Below are 18,354 nucleotides of genomic sequence, written 5' to 3' on the forward strand. Positions count from 1 at the left end.
CCGGCAACTGCGCCTAGGGCCTGTTCGCACTACCACTACGACAGGGGGTCGCGTGGTGGTGAAAACAGCCGCTAATCGCCGGTGCGCTGCAAGGCCTTCAGGCTGCGCCCCTTGCCAGGCAGCGCTTTCAGATATTTGAAGGTGCCGGTGGCATGCGCGCACAGCTTGCCGTCCTCGCCCAGCACCGATCCTTCGCAGAAGGCCATGGTGGTGGAGCGATGCAGCAGGCGGCCCACCGCCCTCAGCATGCCCTCACCGGGACGCATGAAGCTGGTCTTCATTTCCACCGTCACCACGCCCGGCCCGAAGCCCGGTTGGTCGCGGTGGATGCTGCGGGCCGCATGGGCCATGGCCACATCCAGCAGCGTCATCAGCACGCCGCCATGGGCCACTTCCCAGGAATTCAGGTGCAGTTCACGGATGGCGAGGCTCAATTCCGCTTCGCCTTCGTCCATGCGGACCAGTTCAAAGCCCAGTTGCTGGACAAACGGAATGTGGACCGGAAATTCAAGGGTGTTGCTCATGGCTCGCAGGATAACGCTCAGCCGCCATGCACCGCCGAGACACCGCCATCCACCGCCAGCACCTGGCCGGTGATGTGTTTGCCGGCACGGCTGGCAAACAGCAGCGCTGCGCCCTTGAGATCGTCTTCATCGCCGATCCGGCGCAGCGGCGCATGGGCGGCCAGCTTGTCTTCACCGATCGTCGCCATCAGGCCCTTGGTCATCTTGCTGGGAAAGAAGCCCGGCGCCAGCGCATTGACGGTGATGCCGTAGGCGCCCCATTCCCCCGCCAGGGCCCGGGTGAAGTTCACCGCCGCACCCTTGCTGGTGTTGTAGGCAATGGTCTTCATCAGGCCGCTGTTGCCACTCAGGCCAGCAATCGAGGCCACATTGATGATGCGCCCCTGGCGGCGCGGAATCATGCTCTGGCGGGCAGCCTCCTGGCTCATGACAAAGAGGCTGCGGATGTTGAGATCCATCACCTTGTCCCAGGCCTGCACCGGATGCTCTTCAGCGGGTGCGCCCCAGGTGGCGCCCGCGTTGTTCACCAGGATGTCGATCTGCCCCAGCCGCTGCACGGTCTGGGTGACGATGCTGCGCGCCTGCACTTCGTCCGCTGCATCGGCGGCGATGTACTGCGCATCGATGCCCTTGGCCTTCAGATGGGCCACCGCCTCTTCCAGGTCGGACGCCTTGCGCGAGCTGATCATCAGGCGGGCACCGGCCTCGCCCAGCGCTTCGGCGATCTGCAGGCCCAGCCCGCGGGATCCGCCGGTGACCAGGGCCACCTGGCCACTCAGGTCGAACAGGTCCAGTACTTTGGTGCTCATACGTGTCTCCTTGTGGGGTGTCGGCCCCGGTGCGGGGCGGCGTCAGAACCAGCGGTCCTGCATCTCACGGGTCAGCGGCTCACGGCGTTCCACCACCAACAGCCAGGCGGAAATCCTGGGCAGTTCATAGGCATAGAAGTAGCGCTGCGCCGCACGCTTGCCATGAGCGGCATCGTCGTTGCGTCCTTCCACGGCCAGTGCCAGGTCCAGCCAGATCCAGGCCAGCACGGTGTGTCCAAACGCCTGAAGGTAGGGCGTGGCATTGGCCAGCGCCTCCTCTGGCTCGCCGGTCGCCCAGGCCTTCTTGGTGGCGGCGCCCACGGCGGCCAGCGCACCGGCCAGCGCGTTCGCCGCCGAGGCCAGCCCGGCCACCTGGCCGGCCCGCTGCACCGTGTCGTTGATGCGGCCGGCCAGCGCCATCAGAGCCTTGCCGCCGTCCATCACCACCTTGCGACCCAGCAGATCCAGCGCCTGGATGCCATGGGTGCCTTCATGAATCATGTTCAAGCGGTTGTCCCGCCAGTACTGCTCCACCGGAAAGTCCCGCGTGTAGCCGTATCCGCCCAGCACCTGGATGGCCAGGGAGTTGGCCTCCAGGCACCATTCGCTTGGCCAGCTCTTGGCAATCGGCGTGAGCACCTCCAGCAGCAATTGCGCCTGGGCCGCAGCTTCGGGCGTGCCCGTGGCCTGCTCATCCACCAGACGGGCACAGTAGAGCGCCAGCGCCAAGCCGCCCTCCACATAGCTCTTCTGGGCCAACAGCATGCGCTTCACATCGGCATGCTCGATGATCAGCCGCTGCGGCTGTGCGGCGTCCTTGCCTGCGGCCGTCAACGGCCGGCCCTGTGGACGCTGTCGGGCATAGGCCAGGCTGGCCTCATAGCCGGCATAACCCAGCATCACCGCGCCCAGACCCACACCGATGCGGGCCTCGTTCATCATGTGGAACATGCAGCGCAGGCCGTCGCCGGGCCGCCCCACCAAATAACCCATGGCGCCAGCCTTCCCACCGGGGCGGTGGCGGCCTTCACCGAAATTGAGCAGGCAGTTGGTGGTGCCTCGATAACCCAGCTTGTGGTTGAGCCCGGCCAGCGAGACGTCATTCCGCTCTCCGGTCAACTGCCCTTGCGTGTCCACCAGATGCTTGGGCACGATGAACAGCGACAGGCCCTTGATGCCGGGCAGGGGCCGCCCGTCCGGCCCCGGGATCTTGGCCAGCACCAGATGCACGATGTTCTCGGTGATCTCATGCTCACCGCCGGAGATCCACATCTTGTGGCCGGTCAGGCGGTAGCGCGGGCCCAGCGGCTCGGCTTCGAAATCCGCACCGTCCGGCTCCGCACGCGTCGCCACATCGGACAAGGACGAGCCGGCCTGTGGTTCGGAGAGGCACATCGTGCCAAACCAGCGTCCGCTGAATTCATTGGCGGCAAACACCTCCTGCTGCAACGGCGTGCCATGCGCCATCAGCAGATTGGCATTGCCCTGGGTGAGCATGGCGTAGCCGCCCATGGCCACGCTGGCCTTGCTGAAGAAGGCATTGGCGGCCATTTCCACCGTCAGGGGCAACTGCATGCCGCCGCGTTCATGGTCCTGGGCGGCGGACAACATGCCGGACGCCACATACGCCGCCAGCGCCGCATGGGTGGTGGCCGGCAGGTGGACGCGCTCGCCGTCGAAGCGAGGTTCTTCGGTGTCTGCGAGCCGGTTGAAGGGTGCGAACTTCTCGCGGGCGATGCGCTCGCAGGTGTCCAGCACCGCATCAAAGGTCTCGCGGGAATGCTCGGCAAAACGGGGACGCTCCTGCAGCGTCTCGACCTTCAGCCAGTCATACAGCAGGAAATCAAGGGTGTGGCGCATGGCAATGTCTCCGCAGCCGCCGGCGCAGACACCAGCGGGTGCATGGGCGGCAGGTGCTAGGGCGGACCTGAGGTGAGGCAGTCACGGGCCCGCGAAGGGCCCTTTGGTCACAGCACGGCCATCACAGCACTTCGAAGACGCCCGCCGCTCCCATGCCACCACCGATGCACATGGTCACGCAGACCCGCTTGGCGCCACGGCGCTTGCCTTCAATCAGCGCATGGCCGGTCAGGCGCTGGCCCGACACGCCATACGGATGGCCGATGGCAATGGCACCGCCATTCACATTGAGCCGGTCCATCGGAATGCCCAGGGTGTCGGCGCAATACAGGACCTGCACCGCAAAGGCTTCGTTCAGTTCCCAGAGGTCGATGTCCGACACCTTCAGGCCCAGCCGCTTGAGCACCTTGGGCACGGCAAACACGGGGCCGATGCCCATTTCATCCGGCTCGCAGCCCGCCACCGCAAAACCCAGGAAACGGCCCAGCGGCTTCAGGCCCTTGCGCTGCGCATAGGCTTCACTGACCACGGCGCAGGCGCCCGCGCCGTCGCTGAACTGGCTGGCATTGCCGGCGGTGACCACCCCCCCGGGCACAGCGGTGCGGATGTCCTTGATGCTCTCATAGGTGGTGCCCACCCGCAGGCCTTCGTCCACGCTGACGGTGGCTTCCTGGGTGGTCATGCCGCGCACCTTGTCGGCCACGCCGCGGGTCACGGTGATGGGCACGATCTCCTCATTGAACAGCCCTTCGGCCTGAGCCGCGCAGGCCTTCTGCTGGCTGGCGGCGCCGTAATGGTCCAGCCGCTCCTTGGGGATCTTGTAGCGCTGGGCCACGTTCTCCGCCGTCTGCAGCATCGACCAGTAGATCTCGGGCTTGTGCTGCGAGAGCCAGCTTTCATGCAGCATGTGCCGGTTGGCCTCGTTCTGCACGCAGGAGATGCTCTCCACGCCCCCGGCCACATACACATCGCCCTCGCCGGCAATGATGCGCTGGGCAGCGGTGGCGATCGTCTGCAGGCCGCTGGAGCAGAAGCGGTTGATGGTCATGCCGGCCACCGTCACCGGCAACCCGGCGCGCAGGGCGATCTGGCGGGCGATATTGCCGCCGGTGGCGCCTTCCGGTGTGGCGCAGCCCATCAGCACATCTTCCACCTCGCCGGGGTCCACACCGGCACGCTCCACGGCGGCGCGCACCACATGGCCACCGAGCGTGGCGCCATGGGTCATGTTGAAGGAGCCTTTCCAGCTCTTGGCCAGCGCGGTGCGGGCCGTCGAAACAATCAGTGCGTTGCTCATTCCTAGCTCCTTCGTCTTATTCGGTGAAGCCCTTGCCCTGTTCGGCCAGGCGCGCCAGCAGCGGCGCCGGTTCCCAGAACTTCGCGTCGTCCAGCGGATTGCGGGCAAAGCGCTTCATCGTCTGCACCACGTTGTACAGGCCCACGGTGTCGGCATAACACATCGGGCCACCGCGCCACAGCGGGAACCCATAACCGGTCAGGTACACCATGTCGATGTCGGACGCGCGCAAGGCAATGCCCTCTTCCAGGATGCGAGCACCTTCATTCACCAGCGCAAACACCAGGCGGTGGACGATTTCCTCGTCGCTGATCTTTCGTGGGGTGATGCCCAGGCCGGATCGGTGCATGTCGATCATCTCCAGCACGGTGCGTGACGGCATCGCGTCGCGCTTGCCGGGCTGATAGTCGTACCAGCCCGCGCCGGTCTTCTGGCCGTAGCGGCCCATCTCGCACAGCAGGTCGGCCGTTTTGGAATAACGCAGGTCCGGCTTCTCGATGTAGCGGCGCTTGCGGATGTACCAGCCCACATCGTTGCCGGCCAGATCGCCCATGCGGAACGGGCCCATGGCAAAGCCGAAGCGTTCCACGGCCTTGTCCACCTGCTGCGGCGTGCAGCCTTCTTCCAGCAGGAAACCGGCCTGGCGGCTGTACTGCTCGATCATGCGGTTGCCGATGAAGCCGTCACACACGCCGGACACCACGCAGGTCTTGCGGATCTTCTTGCCCAGGGCCATCACCGTGGCCAGCACATCCTTGGCCGTGGCGGCGCCCCGCACCACCTCCAGCAGCTTCATCACATTGGCCGGGCTGAAGAAGTGGGTGCCAATCACGTCCTGCGGACGCTTGGTGAAGCTGGCGATCTTGTTGACGTCCAGCGTCGAGGTGTTGGAGGCCAGGATGGCACCGGGCTTCATCACCTCGTCCAGGCGACGGAAGACCTGCTCCTTCACGCCAATGTCCTCGAACACGGCCTCGATCACCAGGTCGGCGTGCCCGATCTCGGCATAGCTCAGCGTGCCCTGCAGCAGGGCCATCCGCTGCGCGTATTTGTCTTCCTTGAGCTTGCCCTTGCGGATCTGGGCTTCGTAGTTCCTGCGGATGGTCTCGATGCCGCGGTCCAGCGCCTCGACCTTCATTTCCAGCAGCGTCACAGGAATGCCGGCATTCAGAAAATTCATCGCAATGCCGCCGCCCATGGTGCCGGCCCCGATGATGGCCACCTTGTGGATGGGGCGCAGCGGCGTGTCCTCCGGCACATCCGGAATCTTGGCGGCCGCGCGCTCGGCAAAGAAGGCATGGCGCAGCGCTTTGGATTCGGGCGTCAGCATCAGCTGGGCAAAGGCCTCGCGCTCTGCCTTCATGCCGTCCTCAAAACGCTGGCTCACCGCCGCTGCCACCGCATCCACACATTGCAGCGGCGCGGGGAAGTTCTTGCTCATGGCCTGCACGGTGTTGCGGGCGAACTGGAAATAAGCTTGCGCCTCCGGATGCTGGGCTTTCAGGTCCCGCACGCGCGGCAGCGGGCGCTTGTCCGCCACGTCCATCGCAAGGGCCACCGCCCCATCCAGCAGATCGCCGTCGATGATCTTCTGGAACAGCACCTGGCCCGGCACCTGGGCCAGCAGTTCGCTGTTGACCGGCTCGCCGCTGACGATCATGTTGAGCGCGGGTTCCACGCCCAGGGCGCGCGGCAGGCGTTGGGTGCCACCGGCACCCGGCAGCAGACCCAGCTTCACTTCCGGCAACGCCACCTTGGTGCCGGCTGCGGCCACGCGGTAGTGACAGCCCAGCGCCAGCTCCAGACCACCGCCCATGCAGACGCTGTGGATCGCCGCCACCACCGGCTTGCTGCAGGACTCCACCCGCTGGATGAGGGACAGCAGATTGGGTTCGGCCAGCGCCTTGGGCGAGCCGAACTCGCGGATGTCGGCCCCCCCGGAGAACGCTTTGCCGGCGCCGGTGATCACCACCGCCTTGATGGACGCATCGTTCTCCGCCCGATCAATGCACTCGGCGGTCGCCTTGCGCGTGGCGAAGCCGAGTCCGTTGACTGGCGGGTTGTTCAGCGTGATCACGGCCACCGAGCCGCGGACTTCATAACTGGCACTCATGCTGCTTCCTTCCTGGATAGGTGAAGGGCCTCGCTGGCGTCCCGAGCCTCTCTCCTGCCGGGATCCATGCGAAAAGAACGATCGTTCGATTCTAGGCAGAGCGCTCGACCCTGGCATGTCCCTGCGGCGACAAACGCACGCGCCGGTGTCCATGGCGAACTTGTTCAGCGTGGGGACACACACACAGATTTGTCATTGTGAGCCCCGCATGTGGACCTGCTGCTTCCCCCATCGATCGGCTTCCTGGGAGGACGAACCCGTGCAGGATAACGGCGGAGACACGCCCGGGCCTGAATGCCCCGCGCCGGATCCCGCCGAGGGCGAGGCCGCTTCCGCTACGGAAAGCGGCCCGCTGATGGAACCGGGCACCGGTTCTGCGCTGGGAACGGGCTCGGTGAGTTCCGCCCCATCATCGGCCGGCGGGGAAGCTTCCAGCTTTCAGCGCAGTTCCAGCCTGCTGAGCAGTGTCCTTCGGTCATGCCACGGCAGCAGCAGCGCCGCCAGTGCGGAAATGGCCAGGGCGCGCTGCAGCAAGCTGAAGCTGGTGATCGCCGACTCTGCATTCGGGTCCCTGGATCTCTCCGGAATGACACCCAGCCAGCTTCAGTCCATGCCTACAGACAAGCGGATTGGCCTTGGACGAAGGGTCGAGGCGCTGATGCTGCCCAGCGGTTGCGCGGCCTCGGTGGTGCGGGGCTGGTTGCAGGCCTGCCCCCATCTGAAAAGCATCACGGTGCCGGATATTCAGGACGACGGACGGCTGCTGTCAGCGATTGGCCGCCGCACACTGCGTGAGTTCAGAACCACCCCACCAGGACCGGTCGGCCTGACCGTCGGTCTCTCCACCACGGTCGCGGTGCCAGACCATCTGGTCACCGGGCCCAACCGGATCCGGTTGAAACAATGGGAGCTTAAACAGACGCCCTTGCCGATGTTGTCTCCGGAGGCATTCACCCGCATCAAGTCGGTGATCGAGTTTTACCTGTTTGAAACCACCACGGGGATCGGCTGGAGCTTCACGCTGTCCGACAAGGGGCGAGAGGCCATGCTGGCGCTGATGGCCGCCGCACCCTCGGAGCTTCTGCTGAGCCCGGCCGCCCAGAATTACCACCAGGTGTTTCACCGCCTGAAAGCGGTGGGCAACAGCCCGATCTACAAGGGCGAGCTGGTGAATTTTCTGCGCCCGACGCTGTTGGCGTGCTGGCAGCACATCACCAAACCCAAGGGCAGCACGGGCCACGAGCTGAAAACCCAGGAGGAGCTCTACCAGAGTGCCGTGCAGCAGTTCTGGTTGCACGGCGGCTCACCGGAAGAGAGCAAGGGCGCGCGGGAGCGGATCCTCAAGGCCCTGCTGAGCAAATCCAGGTTGGGCAATAACTGTCCACTGAAATTCACGCTCCAGCCGCTCACGCCGCTGATCGGAGACGACCCGGCGGAGTCCCCACCGCCGTCCGCTGAGCTGTCGCAGGACTCTCCGATCGAATGACCGCCTCAGCGCGGCCGGGTGGCCGTCAACGGCCCCGCGAACGATCGATCTGAGTGGGCGCAAAGCCGCTGTTGTCGTCCAGCTCTTCGTGCTGTGTCGGCTGGAACGCCGACCCGCCCTGCACCGCCCGGGCCCCCATCGGCATCACCGGGGTCACCAGCGGGGACGCCACCCGGGGTTCCAGCGGCGGGCCCAGGGTGTCTGCCGGGCTGACCGTGTTGGCCGCCCGACGCCGCACGCGCTCGGCGATGAGGCGCAGTTCGCCCAGTTCCAGCTGGAGTTGCTCGATCTGGCGACGGGCCTGGCTGTTCTGCTGGTTCAGCAGGTCTCGGGAGGCCTTGAGCTGCTCGATCAGGCCGCGTGCTTTGGACAGCCGTCGATGCCACCACACGCTGAACGCCAAGCCCCCCACCACGCAGCCACCCACGGCACCCGCCGCACTGGCCCACACCTGCCCGATATCCATATCCCGCTCCTTCTGGAACTTTTTGAATCTCCGATCCGACAAGGCCATGAGGCCTGCGGACCGGGGCGGGGTTCCATCTCGGACCCCTTGCGACTCAATGTAGTCCCGTGTCATGCGCCTGTAACGCTGGACACCCACCCGGAACAGGGGACCGGGGTCGGGGTTTCGCCACGGCGCAAGCAAGTTTTCACAGGTATTGCACCTGGAAGCAGGGGTGGCAGACCCACGGGGGGGATGGCGGCCAGCCGACAACGCAGAAGGTGGCCGCGAGGCAACGGGGGAAGCCACATCGGAGCAACCGACAAATCCGGCCGGGGGGCGCCCGGGGTGCCGCCGGAGTGCGGCCGGGATGCCGCCGTGGCGCTGGTCCGCAGCAAGGCGGCCAAGGGCTGAGGCTGCTCAGACCTCCAGCCACTCCTTGCGGACATAGGCATTGGCCTTGAGCTCGGCCGGCGTGCCTTCAAACACAATACGCCCGTGGCCCATCACATAGCAGCGCTCGGAAATCTCCAGCGCGATGGCCAGCTTCTGCTCCACCAGCAGCACCGACACCCCGCGCCGCTTCAGCTCTTTCAGATACTCCGCCACCAGTTCCACGATCTTGGGCGCCAGACCTTCGGTCGGTTCGTCGATCATGATCAGGTCCGGGTCGCCCATCAGGGTGCGGCACAGGGTCAGCATCTGCTGCTCGCCGCCGGACAGTACACCGGCCTCGGTGTGCTGGCGTTCCTTCAGGCGCGGGAACATGCGGTACATGTCGTCGAAGCTCCAACGCGCCGAGGGGGCTGCGCGGCCGCCCTTCTGCCCCAGCATCAGGTTCTGGTGCACCGTGAGCTTGGGAAAGATGTCCCGGTTCTCCGGCACATAGCCAAGCCCCTCATGCGCAATCTCATAGGCCTTGCGCCCCAGCAACGCCTTGCCCCCCCATTCCACCCGTCCCGTCCCCTCCACCTGACCCATGATGGTCTTGACCGTGGTGGAGCGGCCTGAGCCATTACGGCCCAGCAGGCTGACGATTTCCCCGGGCCGTACCTCCAGGCTCACGCCATGCAGCACATGGCTCTTGCCGTAGAAGGCATGCAGGTTCTCCAGCTTCAGCATCCGTGTCTCCCTCATGCGTGGGCGTCCTGGGCCTGCGCTTGCGCGAGCACCGAGCCGAGGTAGGCCTCCTGCACGCGCGGGTTGGCACGCACCGCCTCCGGCGTGTCGAAGGCGATCACCTCCCCATACACCAGCACTGCGATCTTGTCGGCCAGGCCAAAGACCACCCCCATGTCGTGCTCCACCGTCAACAGCGTGCGGCCTTCCGTCACCTGGCGGATCAACTGGATGAACCGCCTGGTTTCGCTTTTGCTCATGCCGGCCGTGGGCTCATCCAGCAGAATCACCTGGGCGCCGCCGGCAATGGTGATGCCGATCTCCAGCGCACGGGCTTCGGCATAGGTGAGGTTCATGGCCGGGACGTCGCGCTTCTTGTCCAGATGCAGCATCTCCAGCAGTTCGTCGGCCCGGTCATTGAGGCCATCCAGGCCGGCGAGGAACTTCCAGAAGGCATACCGATGCCCCATGGACCACAGCAGCGCACACCGGATGTTCTCGAACACCGACAGCCGTGTGAACAGATTGGACACCTGGAAGCTGCGGGACAACCCCCGGCGGTTGATCTGATGCGGGGCGAGTGTGTCGATGCGCTCGCCAAACAGCCGGATCTCGCCGCTGGTGGGTGAGAACCGCCCGCTGATGAGATTGAACAAGGTGGACTTGCCGGCACCGTTGGGGCCGATGATGGCCACCCGCTCGCCGGGTTTCACGGCCAGCTCCGCGCCACGAATGATCTCGCTGCGGCCGAAGCTCTTGCGCAGCGCCCGCAGCTCCAGCGCAAAGGGGGATGGGCTCATGCCGGTCTCCTGGGTGCGTTCACAGGCTCTCCCTACGCTTGATTTCCTTTTCGATCTCTTCCTGCGCCTGGCCCCATTCGCGGATGAACTGCCGCCGCGCCAGCTCGAAGAGCGCCACGCCGGTGACCAGCACAAAGGACGCCCCGAACCACGCATCCACGCCCTTCGCGTTGAGCGTCATGCCAAGGTAGCGCATGTCAGGGCCAAGGGCTTCATTGAGCTGCAGGTGGTAGACCATCTCCACCATGGCCGAGCCGCCCAGCAGCGCCGTCAGCCCGGTCACCGCCAGCGCCAGGTAGGAGGTCCAGAGCGCGCGCAACTTGCCAAAGGCCGCCACCCGCAGGTTCATCATGACCAGCGAGGCAAAACCGCCCGGCGCGTACATCACCATGAACAGGAAGATCAGGCCCAGATACAGCAGCCAGGCCTTGGTCAGCTCCGACAGCAGCACCAGCGCCACCACCATCAGCACCGCGCCGATGATGGGCCCGAAGAAGAAGGTGGCACCGCCCAGGAAGGTGAACAGCAGATACGCCCCGGACCGCGCAGCGCCCACCACCTCGGCGGTGACGATCTCGAAGTTCAAGGCCGACAAGCCGCCCGAGACCCCGGCAAAGAAGCCAGCGATGAGGAAGGCCAGGAAACGCACCCACTGCGTGTCGTAGCCGATGAACTGCACACGCTCCGGGTTGTCTCTCACCGCATTGAGCATGCGCCCCAGGGGGGTGCGGGTGAAGGCGAACATCAGCCCGGTGCAGATGAAGCAATAGACGGCGATCAGGTAATACACCTGCACCTGTGGCCCGAAGCTGATGCCCAGCACCGGCGCGCCCACCACACGGTTGCCGGAGATGCCCCCTTCCCCACCGAAGAATTCCGGCAGCATCAGCGACATCGACCAGATCAGTTCGGCCAGGCCCAAGGTGATCATCGCGAAGGGCGTGCCCGACTTCTTGGTGGACACATAACCGAACAGCGCCGCAAATCCCAACCCGGCGAGGCCGCCGATGATGGGAATCAGGCTGACGGGCAGCCACTGGAGCTGCCCACCGGAGACCGCATTGAGCGTATGGATGGCCAGGTAGGCGCCCAGGCCGCTATAGACCGCATGGCCGAAGCTCAACATCCCGCCCTGACCCAGCAGCAGGTTGTAGCTGAGGCAGGCAATGATGGCGATGCCGATCTGGGACAGCATCGTCTGCGCCAGGCTGCTGGTCCACAGCATCGGTGCCACCAGCAGCGCCAGCGCATACACGCCCCACACCAACCAGCGGCCGACGTTGTAGGGCTTGAAGTGATAGCTCTCCCCGCGGGGCACGCGGCCGCGTCGCTGGGCCAGTGGCGCGGCGCCGGACGACGGTCCGGTCCCGGCGGAGCCCCCCGTGGCCGGCACGGTGGCTCCGGTGGCTCCGGTGGCTGAGGACGCAGACGCAGACGCGGAGGACGGTGGCGACGCGGGCGTGGACGGCATCACAGCAGACATCTTCAATCCTCCCGGGTACCCAGCAGGCCCTTGGGCCGGAAGATCAGGATCAACACCATCAGCAGATACGGCAGGATGGGGGCGACCTGGGCCAGGGTGAGCTTGAGCAAGGGATAACCGAAGGTGTCGGGCGTGGCCTTGAAGAGGCTGGCCAGGGACGCATCCACGGTGAGGGGCAAGGTCTGCAGCAAACCGATCAGGATCGACGCCACGAATGCCCCGGCCAGCGAGCCCACGCCACCCACGACCACCACCACAAAGATGATGGAGCCCACGATCACGGCCATGGCGGGTTCGGTCACGAAGGTGATGCCGCCGATGACGCCGGCCAGCGCGGCCAGCGCGCACCCGCTGCCAAACACCAGCATGAACACTCGGGGCACGTTGTGGCCCAGCGCTTCCACCATCTCCGGATGGGTGAGCGCGGCCTGGATCACCAGCCCGATGCGGGTGCGGGTGAGCAGCAGCCACAGCGCCACCAGCATGCCCAGGGCCACCAGCATCATGAAGGCCCGGGTCATGGGGAACTTGGAACAGGACGCGGCGGCACACAGCGCGGGCGCGGCCTCCCCCCAGACCCATTCCAGCCCTTGCCCCGGGGCATGCACCAGGGTGAAGGCCGCCCCTTGCAGGGCCGCAGGTGGCGAGAACGGCACTGCCGTACGGCCCCACACCAGTTGCACCAGCTCCAGCACCACATACGACAGACCAAAGGTGATCAACAGCTCCGCCACATGGCCGAACTTGTGGACCCGCCGCAGCGCGGCGCGTTCAAACAGCGCGCCCAGCGCCCCCACCGCCAGTGGCGCCAGGATCAGCGCCGGCCAGAAGCCGATCCAGCCCGCCACGCTGTAGGCCACATAGGCCCCCAGCATGTAGAAGCTGGCATGGGCGAAGTTCAGCACACCCATCATGCTGAAGATCAGCGTGAGCCCCGAGCTGAGCATGAACAGCAGCAGCCCGGAGGACAGCCCGTTCAGCAGATTGATCAACATTTGTTCCACAACAACCACCCATCCCCTCGGGCGCAAGACCCCACTGACACGGACCTCAGACGGATCACCGATGCATCACTGACGGATCAGACCGCGCGGCCTCAACACCGACCGGCCCGCCAAGGTGCCGGCCCCCCCACCGCCTCTGCGGTGAGGGCAGACACCCATGCGGCAAGGGCCTGGCAATCAGCCGGGCCGCTTCATCTGGCAGGAGGTGGGTGTTGAGGAGACGTAGGCATCGTAGGTCTTCACCGGCGCGAAGTTATAACCGGTGTTCTCCACGTTGTAGGGGTGCTTGGCGTCCACCTTCTGCCAGACCGAAATGAACAGCGGTTGCTGCAGCTGGTGATCGGTCTTGCGCACTTCCACGTCGCCGTTGAAGGATTTGAAACGCAGCCCTTCCAGCGCCGCCGCCACCTTCACCGGATCGGTGCTCTTGGCCTTGGCCATGGCGTTGCCCAGTGCGTTGTAGATGTGGATGATGCTGCCGGTGTAGAAGTCGTCGGTGAACTTGGCCTTGTATTCATTGGCCCACGCGTCCATCTGCCCACCCATGTTGTTGTAGTTGTAGGCCACCTGATAGACACGGCCCGCGCCGCTGGCGCCCATGGCGGTGGGCGTACCGCTCACCCCGGCGTAATAGGTGTAGAACTTGCCGTTGTAGCCCGCTTCATTGGCCGCCTTGATCAGCAGCGCCAGGTCCGACCCCCAGTTGCCGGTGATCACCGTGTCCGCGCCGGCCGCCTTGATCTTGGCCACATAGGGCGCAAAGTCACGCACCTGGGCCAGCGGATGAAGGTCCTCGCCCACCACCTGCACATCCGGCCGCTTCTTGGCCAGCATCTCCTTGGCGTACTTGGCCACCTGCTGGCCGTGAGCGTAGTTCTGGTTGAGCAGATAGACCTTCTTCACCTCCGGCTGTTCCTTCAGGAAGGTGGTGATGGCCTCCATCTTCATGGACGTGTCCGCATCAAAGCGGAAGTGCCAGTAGCTGCACTTGCTGTTGGTCAGGTCCGGGTCCACCGCCGAGTGGTTGAGGTAGAGCACCTCCTTGCCGGGGTTGCGCTCGTTGTGCTTGTTCACCGCATCGATGATGGCCAGCGCCGCCCCGGAGCCATTGCCCTGGGTGACGTAACGCACGCCCTGGTCGATGGCCGACTTCAGCGCATTCAGCGACTCCGCAGGGCTGAGCTTGTTGTCGATGGCGATGATCTCGAACTTCACACCGGCTGGATTGGTGGCGTTGAATTTCTCGGCAAAGAACTGGAAGCTCTTGACCTGGTTCTGTCCCACCGGGGCCATCAGGCCGGACAAGGGGTCGATCCAGGCGATCTTCACCGTCTCGCCCTTCTGGGCCAGGGCGCTGCCGGCCGCCAGGGCCAGTAGCGAGGCTACGGCCAGGGGGGGGACGAACAGACGGATCGGACGCTGGTGGCTGTGCGGGCTCATGGGTTTGTCTCCTGATGTGGTTGTAGGCACGGCTTGGAACAGCGAGAGGGCCGCTCGTCAGTCCGGCGGCTTGGGGGGACTCTGCACGGCCGTCACACCGTGGGCAGCGGGTGCGACCGGAACTGCTCGCGCAGCTTCAGCTTGAGCATCTTTCCGGTGGCGGTGTGAGGAATCTCGCTCACAAACACCACATCGTCAGGCACCTGCCATTTGGCAATCTTGCCTTCATAGAACTTCAGCAGATCCTCGCGGGTGGGGCTGGCCCCGGGTTTGGGCACCACCACCAGCAGCGGGCGCTCGTCCCACTTGGGATGCGCCACCGCAATCACCGCAGCTTCGTGCACCGCCGGATGGGCCATGGCGATGTTCTCCAGGTCGATGGAGCTGATCCATTCGCCGCCGGACTTGATCACATCCTTGCTGCGGTCGGTGATCTGCATGAAGCCGTCTTCGTCGATGGTCGCCACATCGCCGGTGGGGAACCACAGGCCGGCGTCACGTCCATCGCGTCCGGTCACGGGGATCAAGGGCGCGTCCACATGGCCGTAGTAGCTGGCAATCACCCAGGGGCCACGCACCACCAGGTTGCCGGCGCTGCGGCCATCCCAGGGGAGCTCCTGGCGGGTGTCGTCGATCACCGTCATGTCGATGCCGTAGATCGCCTTGCCCTGCTTTTCCAGCAGGTGGCGCTGCTCCTGCGGCGACAGCAACAGATGCTTGCTGCTGAGCCGGCTCAGCGTGCCCAGCGGTGACAACTCGGTCATGCCCCAGGCATGGATCACCTCCACACCGTAATCGTCCATCAACGTGGCCAGCATGGCCGGTGGGCAGGCGGAGCCACCGATGACCGTGCGCTTGAAGCTGCTGAACTTCAGGCCCTGGCTGCCGACATAGTTGAGCAGGCCCAGCCAGACGGTGGGCACACCCGCGCTGAAGGTGACCTGCTCTTTCTCGAACAGCTCATACAGCGACTTCCCGTCCAGATGCGGGCCGGGGAACACCACCTTGGCGCCCACCAGCGCGGTGCTGTAGGGCAGGCCCCAGGCATTGACGTGAAACATCGGCACCACCGGCAGGATCACATCCCGCCGGGTGCAGGCCATGGCGTCCGGCAGCGCCGCGCCAAACGCATGCAGCACGGTACTGCGGTGGCTGTAGACGGCACCCTTGGGATGCCCGGTCGTACCGCTGGTGTAGCAGAGGGTGGAGGCGGTGTCCTCGTCCAGCAGCGGCCAGGTGTAGCGGCCGTCTTCCGCAGCGATCAGGTCCTCATAACAGATCAGCCCCGGCAGAGCGGTCTCGGCCGGCATGTGGGCCCGGTCGGTCATCAGAATGAAATGCCGCACCGAGGTCAGTTGCGGCGCGATCTTCTCCACCAGCGGCAGGAAGCTCAGGTCCAGGCACAAGGCGCTGTCCTGCGCGTCATTGGCGATCCAGGCGATCTGCTCGGGGAACAGTCGCGGGTTGATGGTGTGGCAGACCAGGCCCGACCCCGAAGTGCCGTAGTAGATCTCCAGATGGCGATGGCCATTCCAGGCCAGCGTGCCCACGCGGTCCCCGGCCTGCAGCCCCAACCGGGTGAATGCCTGAGCCAGCTGGCGGGAGCGGAACTCCACCTCCGCCCAGTTGCTGCGATGCAAGTCACCTTCACAGCGCTTGCTCACGATCTCGGTGTCTCCGGCGTGCCGGGCCGCGTGCTGAATCAATGAAGAGATCAGCAACGGCATCGACATCATCTGGCCCAACAGTGCCATCCATGTCTCCTTGATCTGTGTGCTCGTCAGACCTCCAGGGGGGCTGCGAGCCTGTCTTTGGATCAGTCTATGTCCGCCCCGATGCGGCTAACGTCACCCTAGTGACGCGACAGACCGTACGGCATAAGGATATTTACCTACGCAGCCTGACTGAGGGGGATCGTTCGGCACCGGCTTCGGGCTTGTCCCTACGGCGATGACGGCGAGGGTCGATCGCTACACTGCCGGCATGACTTCCCCTGAGACGCTCTCGGCTGCTGCGTCGGCAGTTGCTTTCACCCCGCACTTCACCAACCGATTCCACAGCCTGGGCCCTGCGTTCTTCACCGAGCTGCAGGCCGCAGCGCTGCCAGCGCCACACTGGATCGGCGTGAGCCAGCCGTGCACCGAGCTGCTGGGCTGGCCCAGCGACTGGTGGCAGCAGCCCGGTGCGCTGGACGCCTTCAGCGGCCATGCACCATGGCCGGGCATGCAGCCGCTGGCGAGTGTCTACAGCGGCCACCAGTTCGGCGTTTGGGCCGGCCAACTCGGGGATGGCCGCGCGCTCTGGCTGGGAGAAGTGCAGGCCCCCGGCGGCCCACTGGAAATGCAGCTCAAGGGTGCGGGCCCAACGCCCTACTCCCGCCGCGGCGACGGCCGGGCCGTGCTGCGTTCCTCGATCCGCGAGTTCCTCTGCTCCGAAGCGATGGCCGGGCTGGGCATTCCCACCACGCGTGCGCTCTGCCTGGTCGGCTCGCGTGAGCTGAAGGTGCAACGCGAAACGGTGGAAACCGCCGCCGTGGTCACGCGCGTGGCCCCCAGCTTCCTGCGCTTTGGCCACTTCGAGCACTTCGCCCACCACGGCCAACCGGCACAGCTGCAGCAGTTGTTTGACTATTTCCTGCGCACCCATGCCCCGGAGTGTGCCGATGCACCCAACCCGGTGACGGCGGTGCTGGCCCGGGTGGCGGGTCAGACGGCCGATCTGATCGCCCAGTGGCAGGCGGTGGGGTTCATGCATGGCGTGATGAACACAGACAACATGTCCATGCTGGGCCTGACCATCGACTATGGTCCCTTCGGCTTCATGGACGGTTTCAACCCTGGGCATATCTGCAACCATTCCGACCATCAGGGACGTTACGCGTTTGCCCGGCAGCCGCAGGTGGGCCTGTGGAATCTGCATGCGCTGGCACAGGCGCTGTTCCCGCTGATGCCGACGGCGGACTCCGACGCCGATGCCGCCGCCGAAGCCTTGCAGGAGGCGCTGGAGGTCTACCGTGAACGTTTCGGCCAGGCCTTGCTGTCGGCCATGCGGGCCAAGCTGGGCCTGCTGGACACGCTGGACGAAGACGGCCCGCTGATTGACGACTGGCTGCGCCTGCTGGCCAAGCACCAGACCGACTACACCCTGGCCCATCGCCGCCTGAGCCATTTCGACCCGCACCAGCCGTCACCTGCCGAGGCCAACGCTCCGGTGCGCGACCTGTTCCTGGACCGCCCGGCCTTTGATGCCTGGGCCGCCCGTTATGCCGAACGCTTGAAGAAAACGCCTGCGGACACATCTGGGGACCGTGCCGTCAGGATGAAGGCGGTGAATCCGGCGGTGGTGTTGCGCAATCACCTGGCACAAACCGCCATCGAGCGCGCCGAGGCGGGCGACTTCTCCGAAGTGCAACGGTTGCAGCAGGTGCTCAGCCGTCCGTACGACGAACCTTCCAAGCCCGCAGACGCCGACTTTCCGCCCGACTGGGCGCAACATCTGGAGGTGTCCTGTTCATCATGAGCAAGCCTGTGAACCATCAAGAACGCGACCGCAACAGCGACTACGAAGTCAAGAAGACCGACGCCGAATGGCGTGCCCAGCTGGACCCGATGCAATACCAGGTGGCACGGCAGGCGGCGACGGAACGCGCCTTCACCGGCAAATACTGGGATCACTGGGAAGCCGGCCGCTACAACTGCGTGGGGTGCGGCACGCCGCTGTTCCAGGCGGACACCAAATTTGATGCCGGCTGCGGCTGGCCCAGCTATTACGAGCCGATCAATTCCGAGGTCGTGGAGCGCGTGGTGGACGAGAGCCACGGCATGGTGCGGGTGGAAGTGCGCTGCAACCAATGTGGCACTCACCTGGGCCACGTCTTCCCGGACGGGCCGGAACCCACGGGTGAGCGCTTCTGCATCAACTCGGCCGCGATAGACTTCGAACCTCAGCGCTGAGCGCCCAATCCGGTTTCTCCG

At 65.3% G+C, this 18,354-nt stretch carries 15 protein-coding genes; 3 read left to right on the forward strand and 12 right to left on the reverse strand.

Going from position 1 to position 18,354, the window contains the following annotated elements; translation table 11 throughout:
- Positions 1-71: 71 nt before the first annotated feature.
- From OU995_RS25555 to OU995_RS25575, 5 genes are all read right to left on the reverse strand, one after another.
- Positions 72-524 carry a PaaI family thioesterase gene (locus OU995_RS25555; RefSeq protein WP_267832980.1) on the reverse strand — a complete coding sequence of 151 codons (453 nt, stop codon included), beginning with the start codon at positions 522-524 and terminating at the stop codon, positions 72-74.
- A 17-nt stretch (positions 525-541) separates the two neighbouring features.
- Complete coding sequence (locus tag OU995_RS25560; protein ID WP_267832981.1) at positions 542-1,333, reverse strand: SDR family oxidoreductase; 792 nt, start codon at positions 1,331-1,333, stop codon at positions 542-544.
- A 42-nt stretch (positions 1,334-1,375) separates the two neighbouring features.
- Positions 1,376-3,193 carry an acyl-CoA dehydrogenase gene (locus OU995_RS25565; RefSeq protein WP_420714765.1) on the reverse strand — a complete coding sequence of 606 codons (1,818 nt, stop codon included), beginning with the start codon at positions 3,191-3,193 and terminating at the stop codon, positions 1,376-1,378.
- A gap of 121 nt (positions 3,194-3,314) precedes the next feature.
- Positions 3,315-4,490 carry an acetyl-CoA C-acyltransferase gene (locus tag OU995_RS25570; RefSeq protein ID WP_267832982.1) on the reverse strand — a complete coding sequence of 392 codons (1,176 nt, stop codon included), beginning with the start codon at positions 4,488-4,490 and terminating at the stop codon, positions 3,315-3,317.
- A gap of 16 nt (positions 4,491-4,506) precedes the next feature.
- Complete coding sequence (locus OU995_RS25575; RefSeq protein ID WP_267832983.1) at positions 4,507-6,603, reverse strand: 3-hydroxyacyl-CoA dehydrogenase NAD-binding domain-containing protein; 2,097 nt, start codon at positions 6,601-6,603, stop codon at positions 4,507-4,509.
- Here OU995_RS25575 and OU995_RS25580 point away from each other — a divergent pair.
- The gene (locus tag OU995_RS25580; RefSeq protein WP_267832984.1) at positions 6,602-8,089 is read left to right on the forward strand and encodes a hypothetical protein; all 1,488 of its coding nucleotides are present in this window, start codon (positions 6,602-6,604) and stop codon (positions 8,087-8,089) included. The two genes, OU995_RS25575 and OU995_RS25580, sit on opposite strands and share 2 nt — an antisense overlap.
- A gap of 25 nt (positions 8,090-8,114) precedes the next feature.
- Here OU995_RS25580 and OU995_RS25585 read toward each other — a convergent pair whose 3' ends face one another.
- The 7 genes from OU995_RS25585 to OU995_RS25615 form a co-directional block, all read right to left on the reverse strand.
- The gene (locus OU995_RS25585; protein ID WP_267832985.1) at positions 8,115-8,555 is read right to left on the reverse strand and encodes a hypothetical protein; all 441 of its coding nucleotides are present in this window, start codon (positions 8,553-8,555) and stop codon (positions 8,115-8,117) included.
- Between the two features lie 399 nt (positions 8,556-8,954).
- Positions 8,955-9,656 (reverse strand): ABC transporter ATP-binding protein, encoded by a 702-nt coding sequence (locus OU995_RS25590; RefSeq protein WP_267836383.1) that lies wholly within the window; start codon positions 9,654-9,656, stop codon positions 8,955-8,957.
- An 11-nt stretch (positions 9,657-9,667) separates the two neighbouring features.
- Positions 9,668-10,453: an ABC transporter ATP-binding protein gene (locus OU995_RS25595; RefSeq protein ID WP_267832986.1), complete on the reverse strand. Its 786-nt coding sequence runs from the start codon at positions 10,451-10,453 to the stop codon at positions 9,668-9,670.
- 19 nt (positions 10,454-10,472) lie between these two features.
- Entirely contained in the window at positions 10,473-11,936 is a 1,464-nt protein-coding gene (locus OU995_RS25600) for a branched-chain amino acid ABC transporter permease (RefSeq protein ID WP_267832987.1), read from the reverse strand.
- Between the two features lie 2 nt (positions 11,937-11,938).
- A complete protein-coding gene (locus OU995_RS25605; RefSeq protein WP_267832988.1) occupies positions 11,939-12,931 on the reverse strand; it encodes a branched-chain amino acid ABC transporter permease in 993 nt (330 codons plus the stop codon).
- A gap of 186 nt (positions 12,932-13,117) precedes the next feature.
- Positions 13,118-14,380 (reverse strand): branched-chain amino acid ABC transporter substrate-binding protein, encoded by a 1,263-nt coding sequence (locus tag OU995_RS25610; protein WP_267832989.1) that lies wholly within the window; start codon positions 14,378-14,380, stop codon positions 13,118-13,120.
- Between the two features lie 92 nt (positions 14,381-14,472).
- Positions 14,473-16,134: a 3-(methylthio)propionyl-CoA ligase gene (locus tag OU995_RS25615; RefSeq protein ID WP_267832990.1), complete on the reverse strand. Its 1,662-nt coding sequence runs from the start codon at positions 16,132-16,134 to the stop codon at positions 14,473-14,475.
- A 229-nt stretch (positions 16,135-16,363) separates the two neighbouring features.
- Between OU995_RS25615 and OU995_RS25620 the strand changes: the two genes are divergently transcribed.
- Both OU995_RS25620 and msrB read left to right on the forward strand, forming a co-directional pair.
- Positions 16,364-17,899 carry a protein adenylyltransferase SelO gene (locus OU995_RS25620; RefSeq protein ID WP_267832991.1) on the forward strand — a complete coding sequence of 512 codons (1,536 nt, stop codon included), beginning with the start codon at positions 16,364-16,366 and terminating at the stop codon, positions 17,897-17,899.
- Positions 17,896-18,333, forward strand: coding sequence for a peptide-methionine (R)-S-oxide reductase MsrB (gene msrB, locus OU995_RS25625; RefSeq protein WP_267832992.1), 438 nt, complete (start codon positions 17,896-17,898; stop codon positions 18,331-18,333). Before OU995_RS25620 ends, msrB begins: the two co-directional genes overlap by 4 nt.
- Positions 18,334-18,354: the final 21 nt, after the last annotated feature.

It is taken from the genome of Roseateles sp. SL47, assembly GCF_026625885.1.
GTDB lineage: Bacteria > Pseudomonadota > Gammaproteobacteria > Burkholderiales > Burkholderiaceae_C > Roseateles.